23 protein-coding genes, 2 tRNA genes and 1 riboswitch are annotated in these 22,977 nt (G+C 47.4%); of the genes, 20 read left to right on the top strand and 5 right to left on the bottom strand.

Annotated features, from left to right (window positions below; translation table 11 throughout):
- Positions 1 to 173: 173 nt before the first annotated feature.
- From GQY55_RS09085 to GQY55_RS09070, 4 genes are all read left to right on the top strand, one after another.
- On the top strand, positions 174 to 1,592 hold the full coding sequence (locus GQY55_RS09085; protein ID WP_160040347.1) for an ABC transporter substrate-binding protein: 1,419 nt from the start codon (positions 174 to 176) through the stop codon (positions 1,590 to 1,592).
- Positions 1,593 to 1,759: 167 nt separating this feature from the next.
- The gene (locus GQY55_RS09080; protein WP_160040344.1) at positions 1,760 to 2,842 is read left to right on the top strand and encodes a carbohydrate ABC transporter permease; all 1,083 of its coding nucleotides are present in this window, start codon (positions 1,760 to 1,762) and stop codon (positions 2,840 to 2,842) included.
- Positions 2,843 to 3,934: a carbohydrate ABC transporter permease gene (locus GQY55_RS09075; RefSeq protein WP_160040341.1), complete on the top strand. Its 1,092-nt coding sequence runs from the start codon at positions 2,843 to 2,845 to the stop codon at positions 3,932 to 3,934. It abuts the gene before it with no gap.
- Positions 3,935 to 4,231: 297 nt separating this feature from the next.
- Positions 4,232 to 4,316, top strand: a tRNA-Leu gene (locus GQY55_RS09070).
- A 399-nt stretch (positions 4,317 to 4,715) separates the two neighbouring features.
- Here the strand turns inward: GQY55_RS09070 and GQY55_RS09065 are convergent.
- Positions 4,716 to 5,894, bottom strand: coding sequence for an MFS transporter (locus GQY55_RS09065; RefSeq protein WP_160040338.1), 1,179 nt, complete (start codon positions 5,892 to 5,894; stop codon positions 4,716 to 4,718).
- Positions 5,895 to 6,376: 482 nt separating this feature from the next.
- Here GQY55_RS09065 and GQY55_RS31270 point away from each other — a divergent pair, with 482 nt between their 5' ends.
- The 8 genes from GQY55_RS31270 (at position 6,377) to GQY55_RS09030 (ending at position 13,299) form a co-directional block, all read left to right on the top strand.
- Positions 6,377 to 6,544 carry a TetR/AcrR family transcriptional regulator gene (locus GQY55_RS31270; RefSeq protein ID WP_236575503.1) on the top strand — a complete coding sequence of 56 codons (168 nt, stop codon included), beginning with the start codon at positions 6,377 to 6,379 and terminating at the stop codon, positions 6,542 to 6,544.
- Between the two features lie 250 nt (positions 6,545 to 6,794).
- The gene (locus GQY55_RS31265; RefSeq protein WP_236575502.1) at positions 6,795 to 6,989 is read left to right on the top strand and encodes a hypothetical protein; all 195 of its coding nucleotides are present in this window, start codon (positions 6,795 to 6,797) and stop codon (positions 6,987 to 6,989) included.
- A gap of 53 nt (positions 6,990 to 7,042) precedes the next feature.
- A complete protein-coding gene (locus GQY55_RS09055) occupies positions 7,043 to 7,738 on the top strand; it encodes an NADPH-dependent F420 reductase (protein WP_236575501.1) in 696 nt (231 codons plus the stop codon).
- 269 nt (positions 7,739 to 8,007) lie between these two features.
- Positions 8,008 to 8,095: riboswitch (cyclic di-GMP riboswitch) on the top strand.
- A 228-nt stretch (positions 8,096 to 8,323) separates the two neighbouring features.
- On the top strand, positions 8,324 to 8,467 hold the full coding sequence (locus GQY55_RS32045) for a PEP-utilizing enzyme (protein ID WP_201452130.1): 144 nt from the start codon (positions 8,324 to 8,326) through the stop codon (positions 8,465 to 8,467).
- Positions 8,468 to 8,717: 250 nt separating this feature from the next.
- Complete coding sequence (locus tag GQY55_RS09045; protein WP_236575500.1) at positions 8,718 to 10,124, top strand: MDR family MFS transporter; 1,407 nt, start codon at positions 8,718 to 8,720, stop codon at positions 10,122 to 10,124.
- A 111-nt stretch (positions 10,125 to 10,235) separates the two neighbouring features.
- A complete protein-coding gene (locus tag GQY55_RS09040; protein ID WP_160040329.1) occupies positions 10,236 to 11,408 on the top strand; it encodes an FAD-dependent oxidoreductase in 1,173 nt (390 codons plus the stop codon).
- Between the two features lie 102 nt (positions 11,409 to 11,510).
- Positions 11,511 to 12,233: an MBL fold metallo-hydrolase gene (locus GQY55_RS09035; RefSeq protein WP_160040326.1), complete on the top strand. Its 723-nt coding sequence runs from the start codon at positions 11,511 to 11,513 to the stop codon at positions 12,231 to 12,233.
- Between the two features lie 355 nt (positions 12,234 to 12,588).
- A complete protein-coding gene (locus GQY55_RS09030) occupies positions 12,589 to 13,299 on the top strand; it encodes a TetR/AcrR family transcriptional regulator (RefSeq protein ID WP_201452125.1) in 711 nt (236 codons plus the stop codon).
- Positions 13,300 to 13,482: 183 nt separating this feature from the next.
- Here GQY55_RS09030 and GQY55_RS09025 read toward each other — a convergent pair whose 3' ends face one another.
- Positions 13,483 to 13,866 carry a MerR family transcriptional regulator gene (locus GQY55_RS09025; protein WP_010494378.1) on the bottom strand — a complete coding sequence of 128 codons (384 nt, stop codon included), beginning with the start codon at positions 13,864 to 13,866 and terminating at the stop codon, positions 13,483 to 13,485.
- A gap of 234 nt (positions 13,867 to 14,100) precedes the next feature.
- Between GQY55_RS09025 and GQY55_RS09020 the strand changes: the two genes are divergently transcribed.
- Positions 14,101 to 14,856, top strand: coding sequence for an SDR family NAD(P)-dependent oxidoreductase (locus tag GQY55_RS09020; RefSeq protein WP_160040323.1), 756 nt, complete (start codon positions 14,101 to 14,103; stop codon positions 14,854 to 14,856).
- Positions 14,857 to 14,962: 106 nt separating this feature from the next.
- Complete coding sequence (locus GQY55_RS09015) at positions 14,963 to 15,385, top strand: 4-oxalocrotonate tautomerase (protein ID WP_160040320.1); 423 nt, start codon at positions 14,963 to 14,965, stop codon at positions 15,383 to 15,385.
- A 450-nt stretch (positions 15,386 to 15,835) separates the two neighbouring features.
- Here the strand turns inward: GQY55_RS09015 and GQY55_RS09010 are convergent, their stop codons facing one another.
- From GQY55_RS09010 to GQY55_RS09000, 3 genes are all read right to left on the bottom strand, one after another.
- A complete protein-coding gene (locus GQY55_RS09010; protein ID WP_160040317.1) occupies positions 15,836 to 16,153 on the bottom strand; it encodes a hypothetical protein in 318 nt (105 codons plus the stop codon).
- 314 nt (positions 16,154 to 16,467) lie between these two features.
- Positions 16,468 to 16,731 (bottom strand): CD3324 family protein, encoded by a 264-nt coding sequence (locus GQY55_RS09005; protein ID WP_160040314.1) that lies wholly within the window; start codon positions 16,729 to 16,731, stop codon positions 16,468 to 16,470.
- Positions 16,732 to 16,912: 181 nt separating this feature from the next.
- Positions 16,913 to 17,950, bottom strand: a complete 1,038-nt coding sequence (locus GQY55_RS09000) for a Cfr family 23S rRNA (adenine(2503)-C(8))-methyltransferase (RefSeq protein ID WP_160040311.1) — start codon at positions 17,948 to 17,950, stop codon at positions 16,913 to 16,915.
- Positions 17,951 to 18,640: 690 nt separating this feature from the next.
- Between GQY55_RS09000 and GQY55_RS08995 the strand changes: the two genes are divergently transcribed.
- The 6 genes from GQY55_RS08995 (at position 18,641) to GQY55_RS08970 (ending at position 22,954) form a co-directional block, all read left to right on the top strand.
- Positions 18,641 to 19,120: a DUF6530 family protein gene (locus GQY55_RS08995; RefSeq protein ID WP_160040308.1), complete on the top strand. Its 480-nt coding sequence runs from the start codon at positions 18,641 to 18,643 to the stop codon at positions 19,118 to 19,120.
- 43 nt (positions 19,121 to 19,163) lie between these two features.
- On the top strand, positions 19,164 to 20,309 hold the full coding sequence (locus GQY55_RS08990; RefSeq protein ID WP_160040778.1) for an AAA family ATPase: 1,146 nt from the start codon (positions 19,164 to 19,166) through the stop codon (positions 20,307 to 20,309).
- A gap of 26 nt (positions 20,310 to 20,335) precedes the next feature.
- Complete coding sequence (locus GQY55_RS08985) at positions 20,336 to 21,379, top strand: vWA domain-containing protein (RefSeq protein ID WP_160040305.1); 1,044 nt, start codon at positions 20,336 to 20,338, stop codon at positions 21,377 to 21,379.
- A gap of 45 nt (positions 21,380 to 21,424) precedes the next feature.
- Entirely contained in the window at positions 21,425 to 21,802 is a 378-nt protein-coding gene (locus GQY55_RS08980) for a GIY-YIG nuclease family protein (protein WP_160040302.1), read from the top strand.
- Positions 21,803 to 21,952: 150 nt separating this feature from the next.
- Positions 21,953 to 22,432: a DUF6530 family protein gene (locus GQY55_RS08975; RefSeq protein ID WP_160040299.1), complete on the top strand. Its 480-nt coding sequence runs from the start codon at positions 21,953 to 21,955 to the stop codon at positions 22,430 to 22,432.
- Between the two features lie 437 nt (positions 22,433 to 22,869).
- Positions 22,870 to 22,954, top strand: a tRNA-Leu gene (locus tag GQY55_RS08970).
- Positions 22,955 to 22,977 lie beyond the last annotated feature (23 nt).

Raw genomic sequence — 22,977 nt, 5'->3', positions numbered from 1 at the left:
AAAATATCCTTGATTCTGCAAGGAGGTGATCCGCGCATCCGCTGCATTGGTTCATGATAGTTGCGGGGTTGGGGGCCGCCGTTACCGGCCGATTTTCGCGAAAAATTTCAACTGCGCACGGGCAAATTTCAACCGATGTTTTTCAGCCTAATATAAAAAGGGGATGTTTGAGTATGACAAAAGCAAAAAAAGCCAAAACCTCGCTGCTGCTTTCGCTTTGCCTATCCTTTACGATGATGCTGAGCGCTTGCGGCGGTTCGGGAGATGCGGGGCCGACGAAAGAGCCTGCAGCCTCCGGGGGAGACAATAAAGAAACGACCGAGACCACCACACCGCCTGAAACCGGCAAAGACGGATCGCCGCTGGAGCTGGCGATGCAGGGCAAGTATAAGGGCACGAAGGTGACGATGTTCGGACCGTTCGTCGACGTCGACCAGAAGAAATTCGAAGAAAGCATCAAGGATTTCGAGGAAAAAACGGGCATCGACATCCAGTATGAAGGCTCCAAGGAGTTCGAAGCGACGATCAACGTCCGCGTCGACGGCGGAAACGCGCCGGATATCGCCGACTTCCCGCAGCCGGGCCTGCTCGCCTCGATCGCGAAAACCGGCAAAGTCGTCGATCTGACGAACATTCTCGACCAGGAAAAGCTGAAGAAAAATTACAATCAAAGCTGGCTGGACATGGGGACCATGGACGGCAAAGACGGCAAGATCATGGCCGGCATCTGGAACCGCAGCAACGTAAAAAGCCTTGTCTGGTATCCGAAAAAGCAGTTTGACGAAGCGGGATACAAAGTGCCGGAGACTTGGGATGAGATGATGGCCCTGACCGAGCAAATCGCCAAGGACGGAGATCCTGCATGGGCGATCGGCATCGAAAGCGGCGCGGCCACCGGCTGGCCGGGAACCGACTGGATCGAAAACATCATGCTGCGCACGACCTCGCCGGAAAACTACGACAAATGGGTCAAGGGCGAGCTGCCGTTCACTTCGCCTGAGGTCAAAAACGCTTTCGAAATCATGTCCAAAATCTGGTTGAACAAGGATTACGTGTACGGCGGCACCAAATCGATCGTGACGACGGCCTTTGGCGATGCGCCGAAGCCGATGTTCGAAAATCCGCCGAAAGCCTGGTTTAACCTGACGGGCAACTTCATTACCAGCTTCTTCCCTGAAACCGCGAAAGTGGACCAGGACTACGACTGGTTCTATCTGCCGCCGATCGACGAGAAATACGGCAAACCGGTGCTCGTGGCGGGCGACATTTACGCGATGTTTAACGACCGTCCGGAAGTGCGCGCCGTCATGGAGTTTTTCACGACGGGCGAGTCCATCAAAACTTGGGTGCAATCCGGCGGCGTCATCGCTCCGATGAACGACGCATCGCTCGACTGGTACAACTCCGAATCCGACAGACGGATGGCGAAACTCGTCCAGGACGCAACAACGCTCCGCTTCGACGGCTCCGACCTGATGCCGGGCAAAGTCGGCGCAGGCTCCTTCTGGAAAGGCATGACCGACTACGTTAGCGGAACGGTCAACCTTGACGAAGCATTGAAGCAGATTCAAAAGGGCTGGGACAGCAAATAACGGCAATTTATTGTGATTTAATCGACGGGAAGGGGCGGTAGTCGGCCGACGGCCGCCCCTTTTTTTGAAAGAATTCTAGTCCGATCATTCCCTCAAGGGCTTAACCCGTTCCGCCAGGCTTGCCAACGCTGAAAGGGATGTCGGATATCGAAGGGCAGGAATGACTTATGAATACGCAAGCCAAAACCAAATTCAGCCTGATAGCCGTACTGCTCTTTGTCGCGGTGCTGCTGCTTAATCTTCTCGTTCATGGCGTCATCTTTTGGTTTTTCCGGGATTCGACGCTGAATCCGCTGCTGACGGCGCTGTTTGCGGTTCTATGGGGAGTCGCGGGCGTTTATTTGCTGTATCTTTCGTTCAGTTGGGCGGCGGAGCAGTTTCCGGAGCACATCAGCCGTCGGATTTTGCCGTTTGTTTTTATCGGGCCGGCGGTGCTTCTGCTGGGCTGGCTGCTGGTGCTGCCGGCGCTGCGGACGCTGTATTTAAGCTTTTTTAATGCATCTTCTGATAAGTTCGTCGGTCTGGGCAACTACCTGGCGATTTTCAGCGACCGGCTGCTCGCGACTGCTTTGCGCAACAACCTGCTGTGGGTATTCGTCGGCACGCTGGCCTGCGTGGCTTTCGGGCTGCTCATCGCCATTCTTGCGGACCGGAGCAGTTATGAGCGGATCGCAAAATCGATTATTTTCATGCCGATGGCCATTTCCTTTGTGGCTGCGGGCGTCATTTGGAAGTTCGTCTATTATTACCAGCCCGGCACCGAGCAGATCGGCCTCTTGAACGCGATCGTCATCGCTTTCGGGGGCGAGCCGCAGGCCTGGGTGACCATGCTTCAGCCATGGAACAACTTTTTCCTGATCATCATCCTCATTTGGATGCAGACAGGCTTTGCGATGGTTATTTTTTCGGCGGCGATCAAAGGCGTTCCCGACGATATCCTGGAAGCGGCCCGCGTGGACGGGGCGGGGGAGATCCGCATCTTTTTCCGCATCATCATTCCGTATATCTCGACCACGCTGCTGACGGTCACGACGACGATTATCGTGTTCACGCTGAAAATATTCGACGTCGTCATGGTCATGACGGGCGGCCAATACGACACCGAAGTGGTGGCGACGCAGTTCTACCGGCAGTTTTTCATGTACCGCAACTTCGGGTACGGTTCGACGCTGGCGATTGTGCTCCTGATCGCGGTGCTGCCTGTGATCTACTTCAACCTTCGCCAAATCCGCAAGCAGGGGGGATTCTAAATGGCCGGAAGAAAAAAGAAAAAGGGCAAAAAGTGGCTCGTCAACCTCGTCCTCGGCATCATTTGCTTCATTTGGCTCATTCCGACCGTGGGCCTGCTGATTTCTTCCTTCAGACCCGCCGCGGATATTCTTCAGACCGGCTGGTGGAAGGTATTCCCGCATCAGGAATGGAAAACGACGGATACGATCAAGCTGTCCAAGGACGTGGACCTGCGCCAGCCGATCGAGGTGAACGGCAAAACCTACTCCGACGACCAGCTGAAAGCGGGCGTGAAGTCGGGTGACGAGCGCCTCATCTGGGAAAACCGCAGAAGCCGCGAAATCAGCGTGCAGAAGCCGGGCTGGGTGGCCAGCACCACGCTGACGCTCGACAACTACAAAAACGTCATTTCCGGCAAAGAATATACGCTGAAAGGACCGGACGGCAGCGAAACGAAGGAAAAAGGAACGGGGCTTTCGCAAGCGTTCTGGAACACGCTGACAATCGCCATTCCGGCTACGGTCATTCCGATCCTGATCGCTTCGTTTGCCGCTTACGCCTTCGCCTGGCTGCGTTTTCCCGGCCGGAAAACGATATTTGCGGTCATCATCGCAATGCTGGTCGTGCCGCTGCAGGTGGCGCTCATTCCCGTGCTGAAGGATTTTACCGCGCTGGGCCTGAACGGCAGCTACCTCGGCATTTGGCTGGCGCATTCGGCTTTCGGACTGCCGCTTGTCACCTATTTTATGTATAACTTTATCAGCCAGCTGCCGAAGGATTTGTTCGAATCCGCGTTTATCGACGGGGCAAGCCATTTTACCATTTTCAGCAGGCTGATTTTGCCTTTGTCCGTGCCTGCGCTTGCTTCGATCGGCATTTTCCAGTTCCTCTGGGTATGGAACGATTATTTGGTGTCGCTCATTTTTATCGGCAACCAGCCGGCCGTGCAGGTGATGTCGATGAAGATCGCCGACCTGGTCGGCTCGCGCGGAAACGACTGGCATCTGCTGACCTCGGCCGCCTTCATCTCGATGCTGATGCCGCTGGCGATTTTCTTCCTGCTGCAAAAATATTTCGTCAGAGGTTTGATGGGCGGTTCGGTAAAAGGGTAAACGGGTAAAAGGGGACGAAGTTCCCGCCAAACCGTAAATCGGAAATGATAGTGCACTTGCGTTTTGTATCATATGATCAGAAACACGGGCATGTCCGGAACGCCGCCGGAACGGGCGCTTTGCGGATATGCCTGTTTTTATTAGAGAGGGATGGAGCATTTACGAAGGGCAAGGTTGGCTTTTTGTATTCTCAAAAACTTTTTTTGACGAAAAATGCTTGACGCTGATAGGCTTGTCATGGTATGATCTATCTTGTCGCCGCGAAAGAACACTTTCGACGAAGACGATGACCGATATGCGGTCGTGGCGGAATTGGCAGACGCGCACGGTTCAGGTCCGTGTGGGCTAACCCCCCGTGGAGGTTCGAGTCCTCTCGACCGCATCACAGCAACAAAGAAAAGCTCTTGAATTCATCCTTGCGATGATTCAGGAGCTTTTTTGAATATATGGAATCTGCCAAGTGACCACGTATGACCTAAAAAAATTTATAATACCCAATCGGCAAAAACGTGAAATATACAAATCCATCTTGAACGCATGATGCAAGGCTTGGGAACTGTTCAAGATTTCGGATCCGCAACTCTTCGATATCACGAATGTTGACGCCGGGAATGGGTTGATGAAGGGAGGCAGTTCCTGTGTACCGTATACCGACAAGTCCCGCGGAACACGAAACTGCATAGTTCGACGACAACCAAACCCGGCGAGTAATAACAAAACAGCAGTAAGCGGCTGTTTACTACTATGATCATCCGCTTACTGGTTTTGATTAAAAAAATGGTCAAACCGTCTGTTCTTCCTTCGATGATAATAAACGACGGGTTGCGATTACGGCGACTCCAACAAAAACAGCCGTTATGCCGATCAACAAGGAAGTACCGCCTGCGGGATACAGGACGCTGCCGATCATCGGCGCTGCCGCCATGCCGAGATAACGGATAAAGTTATAAACTCCCATAGCGGTCGCCCGCTCTTGAACGAATTCCGCCGACAGCAAGGTAGGCATTGCAGGCATCGCCAGTCCACTCACGAACCCGGTCAGCATCAAAGCGACGAGCAATAAAACAAGAGAAAGCTGGGCAGCAAATATGAAAATGACAAGACTGACTATAACAAGCGAACCGGCCCCAAACAGCGCTTTTACAGACCCGATCTTGGCTTGAAGCTTCCCGCTCAGTTTACTCCCGGCAAGATTGAAGGCCATTAGCGCGAGCGAAAAAAGGCCGATTTTTGCAGCACCCAAGCCGTATTGGGATTCCAATATTATAGGGAGGAATACAATGAACGTGTAAAAGACGTCATACAGAACAAAACCGCTAATTAAGACGACCCTGCCGGTTTTGCTTTTAAAAATTCGGCTAAACGCCTTTAGCCCTGGCCGCGTTCCTTTGCCTGATGAATTTGCCGGTTTGGTTTCCGGTAACATGAAGATGGCAAAAATCATAATGAGAACAGCACTGGCCGCCGCAAAGCCAAAAGCCCCAGTGTATCCGGCAACCGACCCGATCAAGCCGCCGATCAGCGGACCAACAGCAGGGGAGATCCCCAGAATCATTTGATACGTGGCCATGCTTTCGGCCCGCTCCTTACCTTCAAATACATCTCCGATCATCGTTGCGGCAACCAAGGGTACAGCGGCTGCGCCGATCCCCTGAAGCACACGAAAGATAAGCAACATGTCAATCGAAAACGAAAACATACATCCTACTGTAGCTAATACATAAATAATCATCCCGGGGATCAGAATTTTCCTGCGACCGTTACGGTCGACGACAGGTCCAAGCACAACCTGCATGACGGCCATCGCGACCGTGAATAAAGTAACGGTGAGGTTGACCAAAGACAACGAAGTTTGAAGATCCCGCTGCAGGTCCGGGAGCAAAGGGACGTATAAGCTTTGTGCAAGAGACACGATGGCGGCAGAGAGGCCAAGCACAAATAAAATCGTTCTTTTGTTCATTGGGAAGTTCTCCTTATCATTTTGTTTGACTGACTGTCAGTCATTTTTTTGTAAAATAAGTTTATATCCTGGACTGACTATCAGTCAATTAAAAAATTTTAAAAAACGAACAGGAGTGATCCGAATAGTAGATCTTCACATGCCGAATATTTCAAAAAAACGGTCGGAACACTAACGAGGTTATTCATGTCCGCTGTACAAAGACGATCTGTAGTTTAAAAATCAGCCGGGAGGAGATGAGCCGAATTCGGGCTTGATAAGAAGCGTGGATTTGGCAACTCACCTCGGTCTCCCGCTCTTATAAAGACATGGCTCTTTTGTTCAGTGCACCCGCGTGAGTCTAATACCTTTTTTAATTTTGAAAATTCGAGTATTGACTGATGGTCAGTCAAATAATATAATGATTGCATCTTGTCGACTGACAGTCAGTCAATGAGTATGTTTTAATCAAGAACAGGAGTGAATGAAAAGGAGTCGTTACGATGCCGCGAATCACGAAAAATCCGAAGGAACGTAGGAATGAAATTTTGAACGCAGCGATGGAATTGTTTAATACTAAAGGTTTTGAACAGACGTCGGTCAGCGATATCGTCAAAAAAATTGGAGTCGCCCAAGGAACGTTCTACTACTATTTTCAATCCAAAGAATAGGTAATCAATGCGGCCTGTGAACGCACGTTAGCTTCGCGGCTCGAGCAAGTGCAACGTTTGGTTGACAGTACGGATTTGAATGCTTCCGCGAAGTTGTTATACCTTTTCACCGAGGCTTTGGCAAATGAGCAGGACGAGGCAGTATTTGAATACGTGCACACTGAAAGCAACGCCAGTCTGCATCAGAAATGGATGGTTGCCGAAATCCGGAGCCTGCTGCCCTTTTGTTAGACAAATCGTGCGGCAAGGCGTGGAAAAAGGGGAGTTCAGTACTCAGCAACCGGAGCTGGCTGCGGAATTTTTGCTAGTGGGCGTTTCTTTTTGGCTTGACCGCGGCATTTTTACCTGGACGGAAGAGGAATATGCCAAGAAAAAACAAGCTCATGCCGATATTATTCATCGGCTGCTTGGCGGTGCTGTCATTGCGCCTGATAATGTGGTTTGACAAAATAAAAAAACATTGCCCAAGGCTGACGGAATTCAATTCCGTTTATGCTCTTGAGCGAAGCGAAAGGAATGGGAATATCGATGAAAATTGGAGTTTTAGGATCAGGTAAGGTGGGACAAACGATTGCAGGCAAGCTTGCAGCGATTGGTCAACAAGTTATGATTGGCACAAGGGATCCGCAAAAGCTGACAGAATGGCAGCAAAAGGCAGGTGAAAATGCCTGGATCGGTTCGTTCAAGGAAGCCGCGGCGTTCGGGGAAATCGTGTTTAATGCAACGAGCGGGTCAGGCTCGATCGAGGCACTGCAGCTGGCAGGAAGCGAACAGCTTGAGAAAAAAATTTTGATCGACCTTTCCAATCCGCTTGATTTTTCGCAAGGAATGCCTCCAATATTGTTTGTTAGCAATACGGATTCTTTGGGGGAGCAGATCCAAAGGACTTTCCCTGATGTAAAGGTTGTAAAAGGCTTGAATACCCTGCCTGCGCCTTTGATGGTCAATCCGACTCAGCTTGCCGATGGCGACCATAATCTGTTTATCTGTGGAAACGACAATGATGCAAAAAACGAGGTAAAGGAACGGCTGCAACAATGGTTTGGTTGGAAATCCGGCGCCATCCTCGATATGGGCGATATTAAAGCAGCGCGGGGAACGGAGGCTATTTTACCCTTTAGCATGAGCTTATGGGGGGTTTTGGGAACGCCTGTATATAACCTTAAGGTTGTTCATCAATCATTGAGTAAATAAAAGAATCGTAACAGCTTAAGAAGTATTTTGCAGAGCAAATTAGGTCGAGGTTGCTTTTAAGGGCAAAGTCTCCCAATGCCCGAAGACGTGCCAGTAGCCGGATTCGGGCCCGATACTTATCCATTGCCAGTTGGGAATCCACACCCAATATTCATGACTGTTGGCTTGGCGTTTGCCATTTCACCAACCAACCGCATCATTTCATCCATGAAAGGTTTCTGATCTGCTTTTTCCGGCAGGGCAGGAACCTTTTTTGTTGTTTAATATTCTTAAGTAAACGGCAAAGCTGTCGAAAGGCAGTGCACGCAAAGCCCGCGGATCTTCTCACTGCTTAAGTGATGACCGCCGGTTTACTAACCTGCCAAGCACGGCCTATGGGGTCGTGTTTTTATTATTTGTTTGTCTAGAAAACTGAGGAGAATACGATGATATTCGAAGCAGATTTGCAGTGTGTACGAGGGCAAAGTCTGCATCGTGATGAATCCTTCGGAGTTCAAGAAGCTGAGAAAGGGGGCTATTCGTTTCCACTTATAGCGCGCCGATCTGGACATCTTTATTTAAGATTGCAGGTGCCCTGTTACGAAAATTGGGAGCGCAACCTCCCATGCGGCGATTGCAGCAATAGAATATAGTATTCCAGCTGTCGTCGCCATTGAGAACGTCACAAATACATTGAAAGTGGAGAGCGGATTCCCGTCGATGGTACGAATGGCATTATTACATGGTTAACATAAGTATGTTACCACAGTTACGCGGAGCGAAGGGCACGAAAAGGAGAAATAAATGAATTGCCGCAGCAGGATGAGTCGAAACTGATTGTAATTTTTAACGAACAATGTACTTGACGAACGGTGTTCGTGGTGGTATAACTGAGATGTTCCTATTGGAGTTCATGAAATGGTTCTTCTAAATTAAACAGAAAGAAGCGTGAAACATGCAGTCAACAAATAATTCAGGGAGTACGCAAGCCGCATTTTCATTGAAACAAATATTGCCGGTGTTGCTTGCTGTGGCTTCTGGGATGTTTCTTGTCATCTTGGATAGCACCATTATGAATGTCGCAGTTCCGAAATTGGTAAGCGCCTTTCATACGAATCTTAGCACCATTCAATGGGTAATTACTGCCTACACGTTGTCATTGTCAGCCGTCATTCCGCTCGCAGGTTGGTTCTCGGACCGTTTCTCACCGAAACGGATGTTTATGACGAGCATCGTGCTGTTCGTTGTCGCTTCTGTGTTATGTGCGCTGGCTCAGACGCCTGAGCAACTGATCCTATTCCGAATCATCCAAGGACTCGGAGGTGGCATGGTTGCTCCAATCGGGATTGCAACAACCTTCTCCATTTCTCCTCCTGACAAGCGAGGTTCAGTAATGGGAATTCTCGGCATTCCGATGCTGCTCGCTCCGATTCTTGGTCCCATTCTGTCGGGCTGGCTCATTGAGTATATGAATTGGCATTGGATATTTCTCATCAATGTGCCTGTTGGTCTAATCGCGCTCTTGATGGCTTGGAGGTATCTGCCTACAGCGAAGCCGCGGCATAACAGTAAGCTAGATGTAGTGGGCGCACTCTTGGCTCCGGTTTCCTTTGCATCGCTTGTGTTCGCAGTTCATCAAGGAGGTGAGAAGGGATGGTCTGATATATGGACGCTTGTTTCGCTTGTATGCGGAATTCTCCTGCTGGCTATATTTATCTGGCATGAACTGCGGCAAAAATATCCGCTTCTGGAGCTTAGGGTGTTCCGCTCTCCTGCATTCGTTCATGGGATTATCGTTGCTTGGCTCAATCAGATCGCATCGTTCGGTAGCATTCTATTATTCCCGCTGTTTTTGCAGCAGGCAAAGGGACTTTCGCCGCTTGAGGCGGGGCTGTATGTCATCCCGCAGGCAATCCTGTCGACGATCGGGATCAACGTCGGTGGTAAGTTGTTTGACCGTTTCGGAGTTCGCCCGATTGCCTTGATTGGTATTCTGTCCTTATCCGGATCGTTACTTGCCTTGACACAAATTACTGCCCATACCAGTCCGTTGTACATCATGTGCAGCTTTGCCTTCGCAGGGCTTGGCCAGGGCTTAACGTTGATGCAGATCAATACCCATGTGCTCAAGTCGGCTCCGAAGGAACTAGTCAGCCGCGTGACACCGATAACGACTTCTGCCCAGCAAATTATGTCATCTTTCGGTGTAACGATTACGATGGCTTTTCTTTCTGGACAGATTAGAAAACTTCCAGTCGATCACACACTCGATCAGTTAGGGCATGCTTTTGGTTCTACGTTCTGGATTACGTTTGGATTTGCGGTAGCTGCACTTGTGCTCAGTTTATTTTTCGCAAAACGTACCGATGCTACAACTGCGCGATCCCAGTCACCTCAATCGAAGTAGCTTTTACTAACGTAAAGATACGCAAAAGCCCATCTACTGCCTTAAACGAACGGTGTTCCTTAAGAACGTTGTTCGTATAAAATCCAATGATTAAGCTAAGGAGAGATTAAAATGACAACTACTACGAAAAATCAAAAGCATATCGCCATTATCGGAGGCGGCCCAGGTGGACTCACACTTGCACTTATTCTTCAACAACATGGCATTCCAACGGTTATTTATGAACGTGAGATGGCAGACAAGAGCCACGAGCGCGGGGGTTCTCTTGACATACATGAGGACTCCGGGCAGCAAGCGCTAAAGGAAGCAGGACTTTATGAGGCTTTTCAAAAAGTGGCACGATACGAAGGCGAGGACTTTCGGTTATTCGATAAGACTGGAAAATGCTACATTGATGAAGTGGCCGATGAGGATGCTCCAGGAGGCCGGCCAGAGATCGATCGCGGCGTGCTTTGCGATTTACTTTTAAGCAAGTTGGACCCAGCGATCATCCGGTACGGATATAAACTGAACAAGGCCGTTTCACTCGCCAACGGCATGACCGAGCTTCATTTCGAGAACGGCTTCGTAGATACCGCGCATCTCGTAGTTGGAGCGGACGGCGCCTTCTCCCGTGTTCGTCCGCTGCTTTCGGATACGGATGTCAGTTATTCGGGACTAACCATGTTCGAGCTTAATGTCGTGGACGCTGCTAATCGTCATCCTGATTTAGCAGCATTTAACCGTCGTGGTAAAGTGTTTGCATTGGACGATCACAAAGGCATTTTGGGGCAGTTGAATGGCGACGGGCGCATTAAGGTGTATGCGAGTCTGAAGGTTGATCGGGAATGGCTTGATACAATCGGTATTGGGTCTGAAAATCCGCAGGATGCGAAAGCAAAACTGCTAGAGCTCTTCCAAGATTGGGATGAATCGCTAAAGAATTATATCCGCTATGCGGCAGAAGCTGTTCTTCCAAGACGGATCTACATGTTACCGATCGGGTTTAAGTGGAACAGAAATCCCGGCGTTACGCTTATCGGTGACGCGGCTCATGTCATGTCACCTTTCGCCGGCGAAGGAGTCAATTTGGCGATGCAGGACGCAATGGAACTAGCTCTTGCGATTATTCGGCATGATGATCAAGCTAAGGCAATTGAGGAATACGAGGAGAAAATGTACGAATACGCTTCGGAAAAAGCTCGAGAGTCCAATGATAATCTCACCCTGTGCTTTTCAGATGATGCAGCGCCGAATCTTACTGAATTGATGAATTCATACCACGAGCAGTATAACGAAGCTTAATCTTACCTTGAAGTGAAATAATGAAATCATCTGACAACGAACTACAAAATTCTTGATACGTATTTAATTTTAATAAATACACACATGGAGGCTAAATTTAATATGACAAAGGTGATTATTGAACCAATCACTTTAAACATCGATGTGCCGGCTTTTCCAGGGGGGAAATGGCCGCTTCATCCTACCCTGATTACAAGTGAAAATGCTGTAATACTTGTAGACACAGGTTTGCCAGATAGCGCAAAAATGATCGCTGCGGAATTAGAAAAATGTGATTTATCCATCGGCCAATTAACAGCGATCATTTTGACACACCAAGATATCGATCATGTTGGAAGTCTGGCCAAACTGCTTGAAGTTAATCCAAACATTGAAGTATTTGCACATGAGTTAGAAAGTCCATATATTGAAGGTGATCGACCTCTTGTTAAAGGAGTACCTTCACCATTAGATGCCCAATTTAGTGAGGGTTACGTAGCTCCGACAACACCATTTATAAAGCGCACATTAGAAGGTGGCGAAGAACTAGATATTGCTGACGGCCTCATCACTATTCATACGCCAGGTCATACTGAGGGTCACATAAGCTTATACCATCCTGATTCAAAAACATTAATTGCTGGCGATGCACTGGTCATTCGCGGACCTAAATTACAAGGTCCAAACCCGATGCAGACACCTGATTTAGACAAAGCGTATCAATCAATAGCGAAGTTCGCTGCTTATGATATTAAACGTGTGATCTGCTACCACGGCGGGTTGTACGAATCTGAAACATTGAATGAAGAAATCGCACAAATTGCTGCAACTGGCCCGGCGAAGTAACGAGTAACACGAGTACTGACATAAATTTACCACCACCAAAGACATGATATCATTTGTAGACAGGTCCAATGGACCAATGCTAGACCAACTTTTATCTTGGAGCAATGTATCAAAAATAATTCGAAAAGCGCATACTGCATAAAGGTTCGAATTTCAAATGTTGAGCGTGGCCTGATTTGCAACTGAGTTTTGCGTGTCTCTCTAGATCGCAGATCTTGATCTTACAGAGATCTGACAGCCCCTTGAATTGAATCAGAAAGAAGGGGGGAATTTATATGCCGCTAAAAGATAATGTAGGCATAAGTAAATCTAACAGAGGATTTACTATTTGCTTCCGGCATGATATAAGGAAAGTATGATGAAACCAAATCGAGAAATTATCAGTCGCCGGGCTCGTCCGGCCAAAGAACCGCTAAGTCATGAGATCATTGTGAAGACTGCCTATGAACTGCTGAAAGAGGAAGGCACCTCTGGCATGAGCATGAGGAAGGTAGCCAAAGCGCTGGATACCGGGCCATCGTCGCTCTATGTATACGTGAAAAATTTACAGGAGCTGAGCTCCTATGTGCTGGATCATGGTCTTGGCCAGCTCGTCCTGCCGGAACTTACGGATGGTGATTGGAAGGAGCAGCTGTTCCGGGCGCTGGATGCGTATGTCATGCTACTGATGGAGCAGCCCGGCCTTGCCGAGCTATCGCTTCAGGCGATTCCGATCGGAACCCATGCATTCCGGTTGAACGAATACTTGCTTGCGGTCTTGCAGAAGGGCGGGATCACGTCCACCTCCGCGGCATGGGGGATGGATCTGTTATTGCTTTACGTTTCCTCCGTCGCCTTCGAGCAGGCGGCTAGATCCAAGCACGGAGAAGAACATATGGCGGCCATCCAGCATTCCTACCAGGCTACGGATCCCGTTCGCTTCCCTCTCATTCACAGTATGAAGGAGGAGTTGTTCTCAGGGGACACCGTTTCGAAGGAACGGTTCTATTGGGGAATAGAAGTGATCTTGAACGGCATTGTGCATGCAAATGGTTTAAATAGGAACTCTATAAGCAGCCGTAAGTAAAGGTCAACCCCACATACCAAGTAAAAAGCAGCCATTCACCGAGATGGTTGCTTTTTGCACTTATTTAAGGGAACTTTGCATGGACGACGTTTGGAAAAAAGTGTTTCGAGCGCTTACCGCGAGAAATGCCGTAAATCTCGATGACACCCGCAGCGCGCATTCCTTCCGAAATTGCGATATAAGTCAAATTTTAATGCTAGTCCGTTCAATCTGGGATTCTAATACATCATATAGAGCAAGTTTATAGTTTATTTTATCCAAGTTAAAATATAGCTCCCTTATGCTTTTCTCAATTTCTTTTTTATGATGGAGCATCATCATTTTTCGTTCCGAAATCGTCGAGTCCCCTTCTTTATACAAGTATACATACTTCTGGATTTGAGCAATCGGCATTCCTGTGGCTCGAAGCGCAGTAACAAAGTGTATCCAGCTTAAATCTTCTTCGTCATATAACCGCTTCCCATTTTCATTTCTCTTCACATGTGGAAGCAGCCCTTCCTTTTCGTAATATCGAAGTGTGGGAGCCGCTATTCCTGTCATTTCAGTAACTTCTCTTATCGTCAACATAAATAAACCTCCTCGTCTTCCGTTAAAGTATACTTTAAATAAATATTCTACTTTTTTAATCGAATTACCCAAATTTTATAATATTAAAGATGATAAAGCATGATTAAACCCAAGAATTTCTCTGTTCGATTATACACTCTTTAGCTTATCAAAAAAACAATTGACTTAAAGTGAACTTTATACTCTATGATAACAAAGCAATTAAAAAATGATCTCTGAGAGGATGAAGTTACAATGAACAATATCTCAATCGTCACTGGCGGAAGCCGCGGACTGGGTCGCAATACTGCCATCAGTATTGCGCGTCATGGCGGCGATGTCATCTTGACCTATCGCAGCAAAGCAGAAGAAGCAAAATCTGTCGTAGCGGAGATCGAAGCGCTGGGGCGTAAAGCGGTTGCTCTACAACTCGATGTTGAAAACATTTCCGGCTTTGCGGCCTTTGCTGAGACGGTCCGTTCGACCCTGCAGTCTACTTGGGGGAGCGAGACCTTCAATCATCTGGTGAACAATGCCGGCCACGGAGAAATGGCCGATTATGTCGAAACTACAGAAGCTCAGTTCGACAGCCTGTTCAATGTGCATGTCAAAGGCGTATTTTTCTTGACTCAGGCCCTTCTGCCGCTTCTTGCAGACGGTGGTCGTATTGTGAACTTCTCAACGGGTCTCACTCGCGTCTCTTTTCCCGGATTCTCCGCCTATTCTGCCGCAAAGGGGGCGGTCGAGATTCTAACCATCTATATGGCCAAAGAACTCGGTCACCGCGGTATCACCGCTAATACCATTGCACCCGGAGCAATCGAAACCGATTTTCTAGGCGGTTCTGTACGCGACGTACCTGCTTACAATGACACGTTTGCCGCGATGACTGTCCTTGGTCGAGTCGGCCTACCCGACGACATTGGTCCCGCTGTCGCCAGCTTACTCGGTTCCGACAATCGCTGGGTTAATGGGCAGAGAATCGAGGTCTCGGGTGGTCAGAACATCTGATCGCTAGTAATGGCCGCAAAAGTACCTTCCTTCTAGTTGTCAGAGGCCGCTGAGTGGAAATGCGGCGGCCTCATAATATGTCTAAGGAAAGGAAAATACAATGCCAATGATTATAGTTCACGCACCTGAAGCTGCGTTCGATGTGAAGGCACGGCGATCCATTGTCGGAGAACTTACAGATTTTGCGCTTGAATGCGAAACCTTGCCAAAGTCACCCTTCGTCAAAAGTACGGTTTGGACCTATTTTAATCTTTACGATCAGGATACCGTCTTTATGGGAGAAGCAGAAGCGACAACGAATGTTGTCAGCGTGCAGATCTTCGTCATTGAGGGCGGTTTAGACAGCGACGCCAACATGAGGCTGATCGAAGGAGCTACCACAATTTTCGGACGGCTGGTCTGCACCTCTGATCTCATCCCAGTCTATATCATCATTCACGAAGTTCCCGAGGAAAATTGGGGGATCTTTGGCCGGAAGGCGGATTTAGCAGCTTTCCGAGCTTCACCAATTGACGCAGCTGCTCTGTAATTATCCGAGCGGCAATAACAACTTCAATTGCGACCCCGCGAACAATGCACTAGGCCGATGAGCCTTGCTGCATTCATCCGGTTATGCCCGGCGAGCATCTCGAAGTCGCAGCCGTTCTCATCCGTCTCGATTCTACGAATAACGACCATGAGGTCGATGTTGCTTGAAAATGTGGCACATGCTTATGGACGGTTTGTCCGGCTGCTTGATACCGAAGCATAAGGCTAGATTGCCTTGCGGATCGAAATCAATCAGCAACACTTCTCCGAGTTCTCGCAAATGTCCAAATTTGGCCGCTTTTTAATGACTTTCCGGGAAGCCTTGCGGCGCTTGGAAAAGACGGCAAAACCCGCGAAAATCCTTGATTCTACAAGGTCTTCGCGGGTTTTAAGTTTCCTCATCCTTAACTTGTTCTTCGCTTGGTTCCCAATATGCCGGGTCTTTTTTATTTCAATAGCTCAAAAGGGTGGTTTTACTGTTTTTCACCGAGTTGTCAGAAAGAGTTGATCCTTCTTTGAACATTTCGGGGCGAAGACGTGACCAGGGTTGAATTGCTAAAAGGCAAAGATATAATAATTTTAAATATCGGGTTTTGTAAGGCTCTGACGACGTTGTTAATGCGGATTGCGTTCCTCTGCGTTTATTTGCCAGATGATTGACAACGGCATCATGCATAACCGGTTCATTGGGAATGATACCGAAAACGGATGCTTCAAGTTCCATTTCGCCAACCTCAATACCTTCCATATTAAAAATCGTGACATTCAACAATATACTCTCCTCCAGATCCGAACTTCTACGAAATGGATATCCGCATCACCGTAAAAGCTTTATTCCATATAAAAAATTGTTGAAGCGGTGTTTTTCGTATATTTACAATAGCATCCATCATGAAAACCTCCCGTTTGTCCTGCAACATTTTAGAAGAACCTATAGTTATTAAGGTAACAGACAGAAATCCCGTAAACTATACACAACATGGTTCTGTAGCGTTTGGTATCACCTTTTAAGATCAACCTAAAAAAAGCCACCGCAGCCCCAGGGTTGGGCATGTCGATGGCAAAAGCGCACATATGCAATTTTTATTTGGCGTAAATGATTTTTCGGATGGCATAAACCGAAAGGCAGTAAGATTCAGCGAGTTCTTGGATCGAAGCGCCGGAAGCATAAGCTTGCATGATGTCACGATTTCGCCGATCGATTTCTTCCCGGAAACCGGACAATTCACCCCAAGGTTTATGTTGATCTTTGATTGCCGGAATATAGAGGTATTCGCCTTGTACAAAATTTTGCAGTTTTTCGACCAATTCCTTGGGGAGAATTGCGTTCGCGTTAATATATCTCATGAAGACTCACTCCTTGAATCCATATCATATCTCAAGCAGCAAAGCCAGCATGATTGGTGATGTTGTTATTCCATGCAAATATCACCAAATATCTGTCTTTGCATGGAATTGAACATGGGTGATTGCAACGTTGTGATGAGACATCATTCATTCTCCTTGACCGATAAGTTTTCATGTTAACTCATTGACTATTGTGACCGTATAGCTGACCGCATGCCGCATCAATGTCCGTTCCGAATTGTGTTCGCACAGTGACTTTGATTCCCTTTGACTTTAAAACGCCGGCAAACCTTCGAACCCGTTCTTTGTCCGATTGGCGAAAGCTTTCGGGCGTCACGTCGGTTGAATTGTAGGGGATCAAATTGACGTGATATAAATGTTCCCAAGGACCTCTGTCCTTTAGCAAAGCAGCCATGGCTTCCGCATGTTCGTTTGAATCGTTTTGTCCTCGAAGCAAGATATAGGCAATATATACTTTTCTGCCTGTATCCCGAATATGCTGATCCAACTTGTTCAACACATCATGAAGCGGAAAGCGGTTGTTAATGGGCATGAGCTCGCTCCGCTGTTCGTCGAACGGAGAGTGCAGCGAAAAGGTCAGGTTCACCTGCGGAAATTCCTTTGTCAGACGATCGATCCCGGGCAAAATTCCAATGGTTGAAACGGTAATTCGTCGATGCCCCAAGCCGAAGGTCCGTGGATCGGTTAGAATCTTAAGCGCGTCGAAGATATAAGGATTGGCCAGCGCCTCACCCATGCCCATAAACGAGACGCTATCCAGGGCTTCACCATTGAGATGAAAATATAACAGTTGATCGGTAATTTCATCGGCGGTTAGATTTCGTTTCAGTCCGATTGTGCCTGTAGCACAGAAGCGGCAACCGTATCCGCATCCGCACTGACTGGAAATGCAGTATGATTTCCAGCCGCGCTCATAGCTTAGTTGAACCGTCTCTATGCGTTCGCCGCCTTCAATGGAAAAAAGCACTTTATTCACTTGTCTGGACGTCTTTTGCAAGACAGGGGTTAAGTTCAAAACGTGTTCGCCAAGGTGCTTGATTAATTCGTTTCTTATACCCTTGGGCAGGATGGTCATTCCGTCATATTCACCGATTTTTTGCTTGAAGATCGCATCCGCAATTTGTTGAAACCGATAGGCGGGTTGTTTCAAGTCGGTTAATATCTGTTGAATCATTTCGTATTTTGAAGTTGATTTCATGCTTTTTTCTCCTCTTGGGCCGGAGAAAATGCCGTAAGCACCAATAAAAGATGCTCCACATTTACATTAACCAACTATATGAAAAACCATGATGCATGCGGCTTCAGTCGCTACGTGCATCGATCGATAGATGGATAACGCTCCGGCATCCGTTTCGTTTGATTGTGAACCGCACCAACGGACAATGAACGATTCACATGAATATTTACAACCTCCAACATGTATTTCAGCCTCCTCAAAAAATAAGAAATAAGGTTTACATTACGGTTTCGCCGATTTTGACGGCGATCTTTTTGCAAATTAGAAACAATCCTCTAAAAACACAAAGAGCTGCAAGAAAGTTACCTTTCTTGCAGCTCAAATAAACAAACACTAAAATCTAATCCCGTTGAATGGATTAGAGAACGTTATTGATTTGAGTGAAGAGAATAAGTAACTTTCTTGCTTAACAAAAATAAAACAGATTTTGTTTTATCATCGTAAAATAAGCAAGAAAAATTACATTATTCCCATCGCCTCCCGAAATGAAATTACCAGCATTGTAGCACAACCCATTTCGCTTTTCAACTTTGGAATCCACCCACATTTTAAAAACGACTTGACTCGCGATGAAATCCAATATAAGATTCTAATCAGTAATTTAGTAAATCAGTAATATTAGTAAACTAGTAAATCGAAAAGGTGGAAGAGATGAAAATACCTGCAACGTTAAAACACAAACCTGTTGTCGTGTCGGAAAATTATGAGAAGGTTGATGGCCGATTGGCCATCAACACGGATGCCAAAGGTCTTTCGCTCGGATTGGCCCAATGGAAAACTGAAGGGAAGGTCGATATTTCGGCCAAAGTTTGGAGATACACGGGAGAACAATGGTCAAGGCAATCGGAGGAACTGCCTCTCCATCGCGTTCTTGATATGTCTATTCTGATCTGCCGGTCCTTGGAGCATTTTCAAGAAGCCTACAGATATGAGCATTTGCATGATCCGCAGCAGCCGATCATCGACCGGGTTGCCCTGCAAGGGGACGCCATGACCGTAGCGGTATGCACGGACAACGAAAAGATTAATGAAGATATCAAGGTGCTCAGCCAAACGCTGAGCGACAACGGCGAGATGATCAGCGAACGCCTGCGTGCGTTATCAAAAATATTAAACGATATGGGGTATTAACCACGGGCCCGGCATCATGACGGCAATGGAGGAGAGAAAGTCAATGCAAGTACATGAAGAATATTATTTGTCGCCTGAAAGACCCTTGAGCGATGCAGAAAAAAAGCTGGTTTGGCAAAAGCCGGCATCCCATAAGACCAGCGAGGAAGAACGTCGTATTAGCAAAGAAGTAAAACGGAACTGGCATCGCGGGGAAATGAAAATCGCCAACATTCTGTTGGAAGGCGATGCGGGTTCCGGCAAAACCCAATTAGCGAAAGCATTATCGGCTAATTTCGGGTTGCCTTATACGAAAGTGACCTGTTTTGCGGATATGGACAAATCGGATATTATCGGCGCGATTTTGCCGGTGATCCCTTCCGAGCAATTAGAGAAGGTGGAACCGGTAGAGCAGAGCGTTTTGAAAGCACTATATGATAGCGATGGTTTTCAAAGCGCGACTTCGATTTTAATGGAAACATTGGGGGTTACCCAGGAACAAGCAGCCTTAAAAATGAAGCAATTGATGAAGCTTGCCGAGAGACACACGGACGGCGAAGCCGTGGAGTATCGTTTTTACCCCTCGGAGATCGTCAGGGCTTATCAAAACGGGTATCTTCTGGAAATTCAAGAACCCAACGTCATTCGCGATGCCGCCGTCCTCATGGCGTTGAACTCCGCACTGGAACTGGATGGGAGCATTAATCTCCCGACCGAAATCATACGCAGACATCCGGATTTCATCGCGGTTACTACGACCAATCGCAGTTATGCAGGAGCGAGGCCGCTTAATGAAGCGCTGCGCGACAGGGTTCAACACTCGGAGAAGATGGATTTGCCCGGCAAAGAAGTCATGATCGAACGCGCAATGGCGAAAACCGGTTATCAAGACGAAGAGGTATTGAGCGTGTTGGCCGATGCGATCATGATTTTGGATGCGGCTGCCCGGGCCAATGCCATCAAGGGCGTAGCCGGAATGCGTTCCTTTTTCTACTGGACGGATGCGGTTGCGGGAGGAGCCTCGGCCAAAGAATCTCTTTATTATAAGGTCCTCTACAAAATAACCACCGATTCAGAGGAAATCAGAATTTTGGAAGAAGCCCTCGAAAAACACGGTCTGCTGACACGTTTAGAGGCTGTTGCGGGCGGGGTAAAAAAAAACGAAAATCCAACGATGACGCCATCGAAATCAAGACAGGGGGAGATATAGGCGTCACTGCTGTTGATCATGACAAAATGGAGGATGAAAAGGCGGTCGCGCTAAAAAAGTCTGCCGACAGCGAAAAAAGCTCTTTCCGCGGTTCCGACGAATCCACCGACATGAGAAGCACGGATACCGGAGAAACCGGTACTCCGCAATATCACCAGGCCAATCCCGAACCTATGTCGGAGAATGCGAAACAAAAGGAACGCGATTTCCGTAAGAAGCTCAATCAAGCCGCAAGAAAGACGGTGTCCGATTCCATTCATGAAAAAGTGAAGCTCATTGTCCATCGTCCGGATTACGACCAGGAAGCCCAAACGGAATATGTCGCTCTAAGCAAGGAACTCATGCCGATCGTACAGGAAATTGCCAGAAAGACGCTACCGCTCCTGGAACATGAAACGTCTTCCGATTTTGAAAGGAATCGTTACTATGGCAGCAAGTTTCAAGCAGACGGTATCGCCTACAGGGATTTTAGGTATTTTGCCAAAAAACGTCCTCCATCGGAATCCCCTTCTCTGGTGGTGGGGCTGAGGGTCGATGAGTCGGCATCGATGTCGGCTTTTGGGAGACTGGAAGCAGCCAAACGAGCAGTCATTGCGGTATATGAATTTTGTCAAATCTGTAATATTCCTATATTGATCTATGGGGATACCGCGGATGTTTCCAAAATGGAGCAAATGTCGATCTTTGCCTACGCCGATTTCGATAAACCGGATGCCAATGATCGATTCAGGCTGATGCGAATTCGGGGAAGAAGCAATAATCGTGACGGAATGGCCCTTCGTATCATGGGGGAACGGTTAGCCGTTTCACCGCGGCAGACGAAGCTGTTGATTAGCATCAGCGATGGACAGCCGAAAGCGATGGACGATTATACCGGGGATTACGCCATTGCAGATATGCAGCAGACCATAGAGGAATATGAACGGAAAGGCATTGCATTTCTCGCCGCGGCCATCGGTCAAGATAAGGAGGTCATTAGTGACATTTATGGTCATGAGAGATTTTTGGACATTACGAATTTGCGTGAGTTCCCGGCAAAGTTGGTTCGGATTATCGCTCGGTATTTGTAGTTTTCATGAATTTTTAATCGCTAGGATGAGGAGAGAGCAAATGACATGGATATGAATAAGCGGAGGAAGCTGCTTGCGGAATTCCAACAGATCAAGACTTATATGGGCGTCGCCCAAATCAAAAACAACATCAACGGCAAAATCTACATCGACAGCTATCCCAACTTGAAAAATAAGTGGTTTACTCTTCGGATGCAGCTGGATCAAGGGAGATTCGCAAATGCGGAGCTTCAAAAGGATTGGAAGGAATTTGGAGCGGATGCATTCACGTATGAGGTGCTGGAGCAGAAGGAAGCCGATAAGATAACGGATATGCGCTGGGAGCAAAAACAAATCTTGAAGCCTTGGCTCAAGAAGCTGCAGCCCTATGGAGACAAAGGATATAATAAGCCGCCAAGGGATGAAAATCCGCAAATAAAATAAGGCTCGCAGCCCGTCATTGAATAAATTGAGGGGGATTCTCATTCATTGGATCTCATCAAAACGGATTTGACTCGCGGTAAAATTCAAGATAAGATGAAACCGTCGTTTAGTAAATTAGTAAATTTGGGAATCGGAATGAGGGAATGAAGGATGAAAATACCTACAACGTTAAAACATAAACCTGTGGTCGTGTCGGAAAATTATGAAAAGATTGATGGACGAATGGCCGGGAACACGGACGCGAAAGGTCTTTCCCTGGGGTTGGCCCAGTGGAACGATCGAGGCAAGGTCGATATTTCGGCCAAGGTGTGGAGATACACGGGCGAAAAATGGTCAAGACAATCGGAAGAACTGCCTCTCCATCGTGTTCTTGATTTGTCCATTCTCATTTGCCGGACGCTGGAACATTTTCGCGAAGCTTACCGTTATGAAAATTTATACGATCCGCAACGGCCCGTTATCGATCGGGTTGGTTTGCAAGGGGATGCCATGACCTTGGCCGTATGCACGGACAATGAGAGAATTAATGAAGATATTAAGCTGTTCAGCCAAGCACTGAGCGATGATGATGAACTGATTGGCGAACGTTTGCGCACACTATCCAAAATATTAAAGGATATGGGGTATTAATAATTTTTCCGGTTTAGCGGTTCTGCCTGCAACGGAGGAAACCTCGCAACCAATGACGTGCATGTTTCGGTTCCGTGGCTCTAATCCGACCGTGGAGATTCGGATTCCTCTCGACCGCATCACAGCAGAAAAAGCTCGCAGATTGCTTTCATAGCAGTTTGCGGGCTTTTTTGCACTTTTGATGGTCTAATTTTTGAGCGCTTTTTAAAGCGCGTAGATATAAACGCTTTGTTAACAAGTAAACGAAGTAAAGAAAATGAATGGTGGAACCTGTTATGAAAAATAAGAATGTAACCAACGCGAAAGAGCAACAACAAACTCAGGAGCCCAAGAAGTTTTTGCCGAAGGTTTTACCAAAATAAAATAATTATTGACACTACTAGAAATTTGATATATTATATATTCTGTTGCTGCAAAACTAAGCATCAATAAATTATGCGGTCGTGGCGGAATTGGCAGACGCGCACGGTTCAGGTCCGTGTGGGCTAACCCCCCGTGGAGGTTCGAGTCCTCTCGACCGCATCAACTAAAAAAGCTCTTGAATT

Origin of the sequence: Paenibacillus sp. USDA918EY (genome assembly GCF_009870825.1) — a bacterium.
Lineage (GTDB): Bacteria > Bacillota > Bacilli > Paenibacillales > Paenibacillaceae > Paenibacillus_AQ > Paenibacillus_AQ albilobatus.
This window is presented reverse-complemented; position numbering and strand designations above follow the sequence as displayed.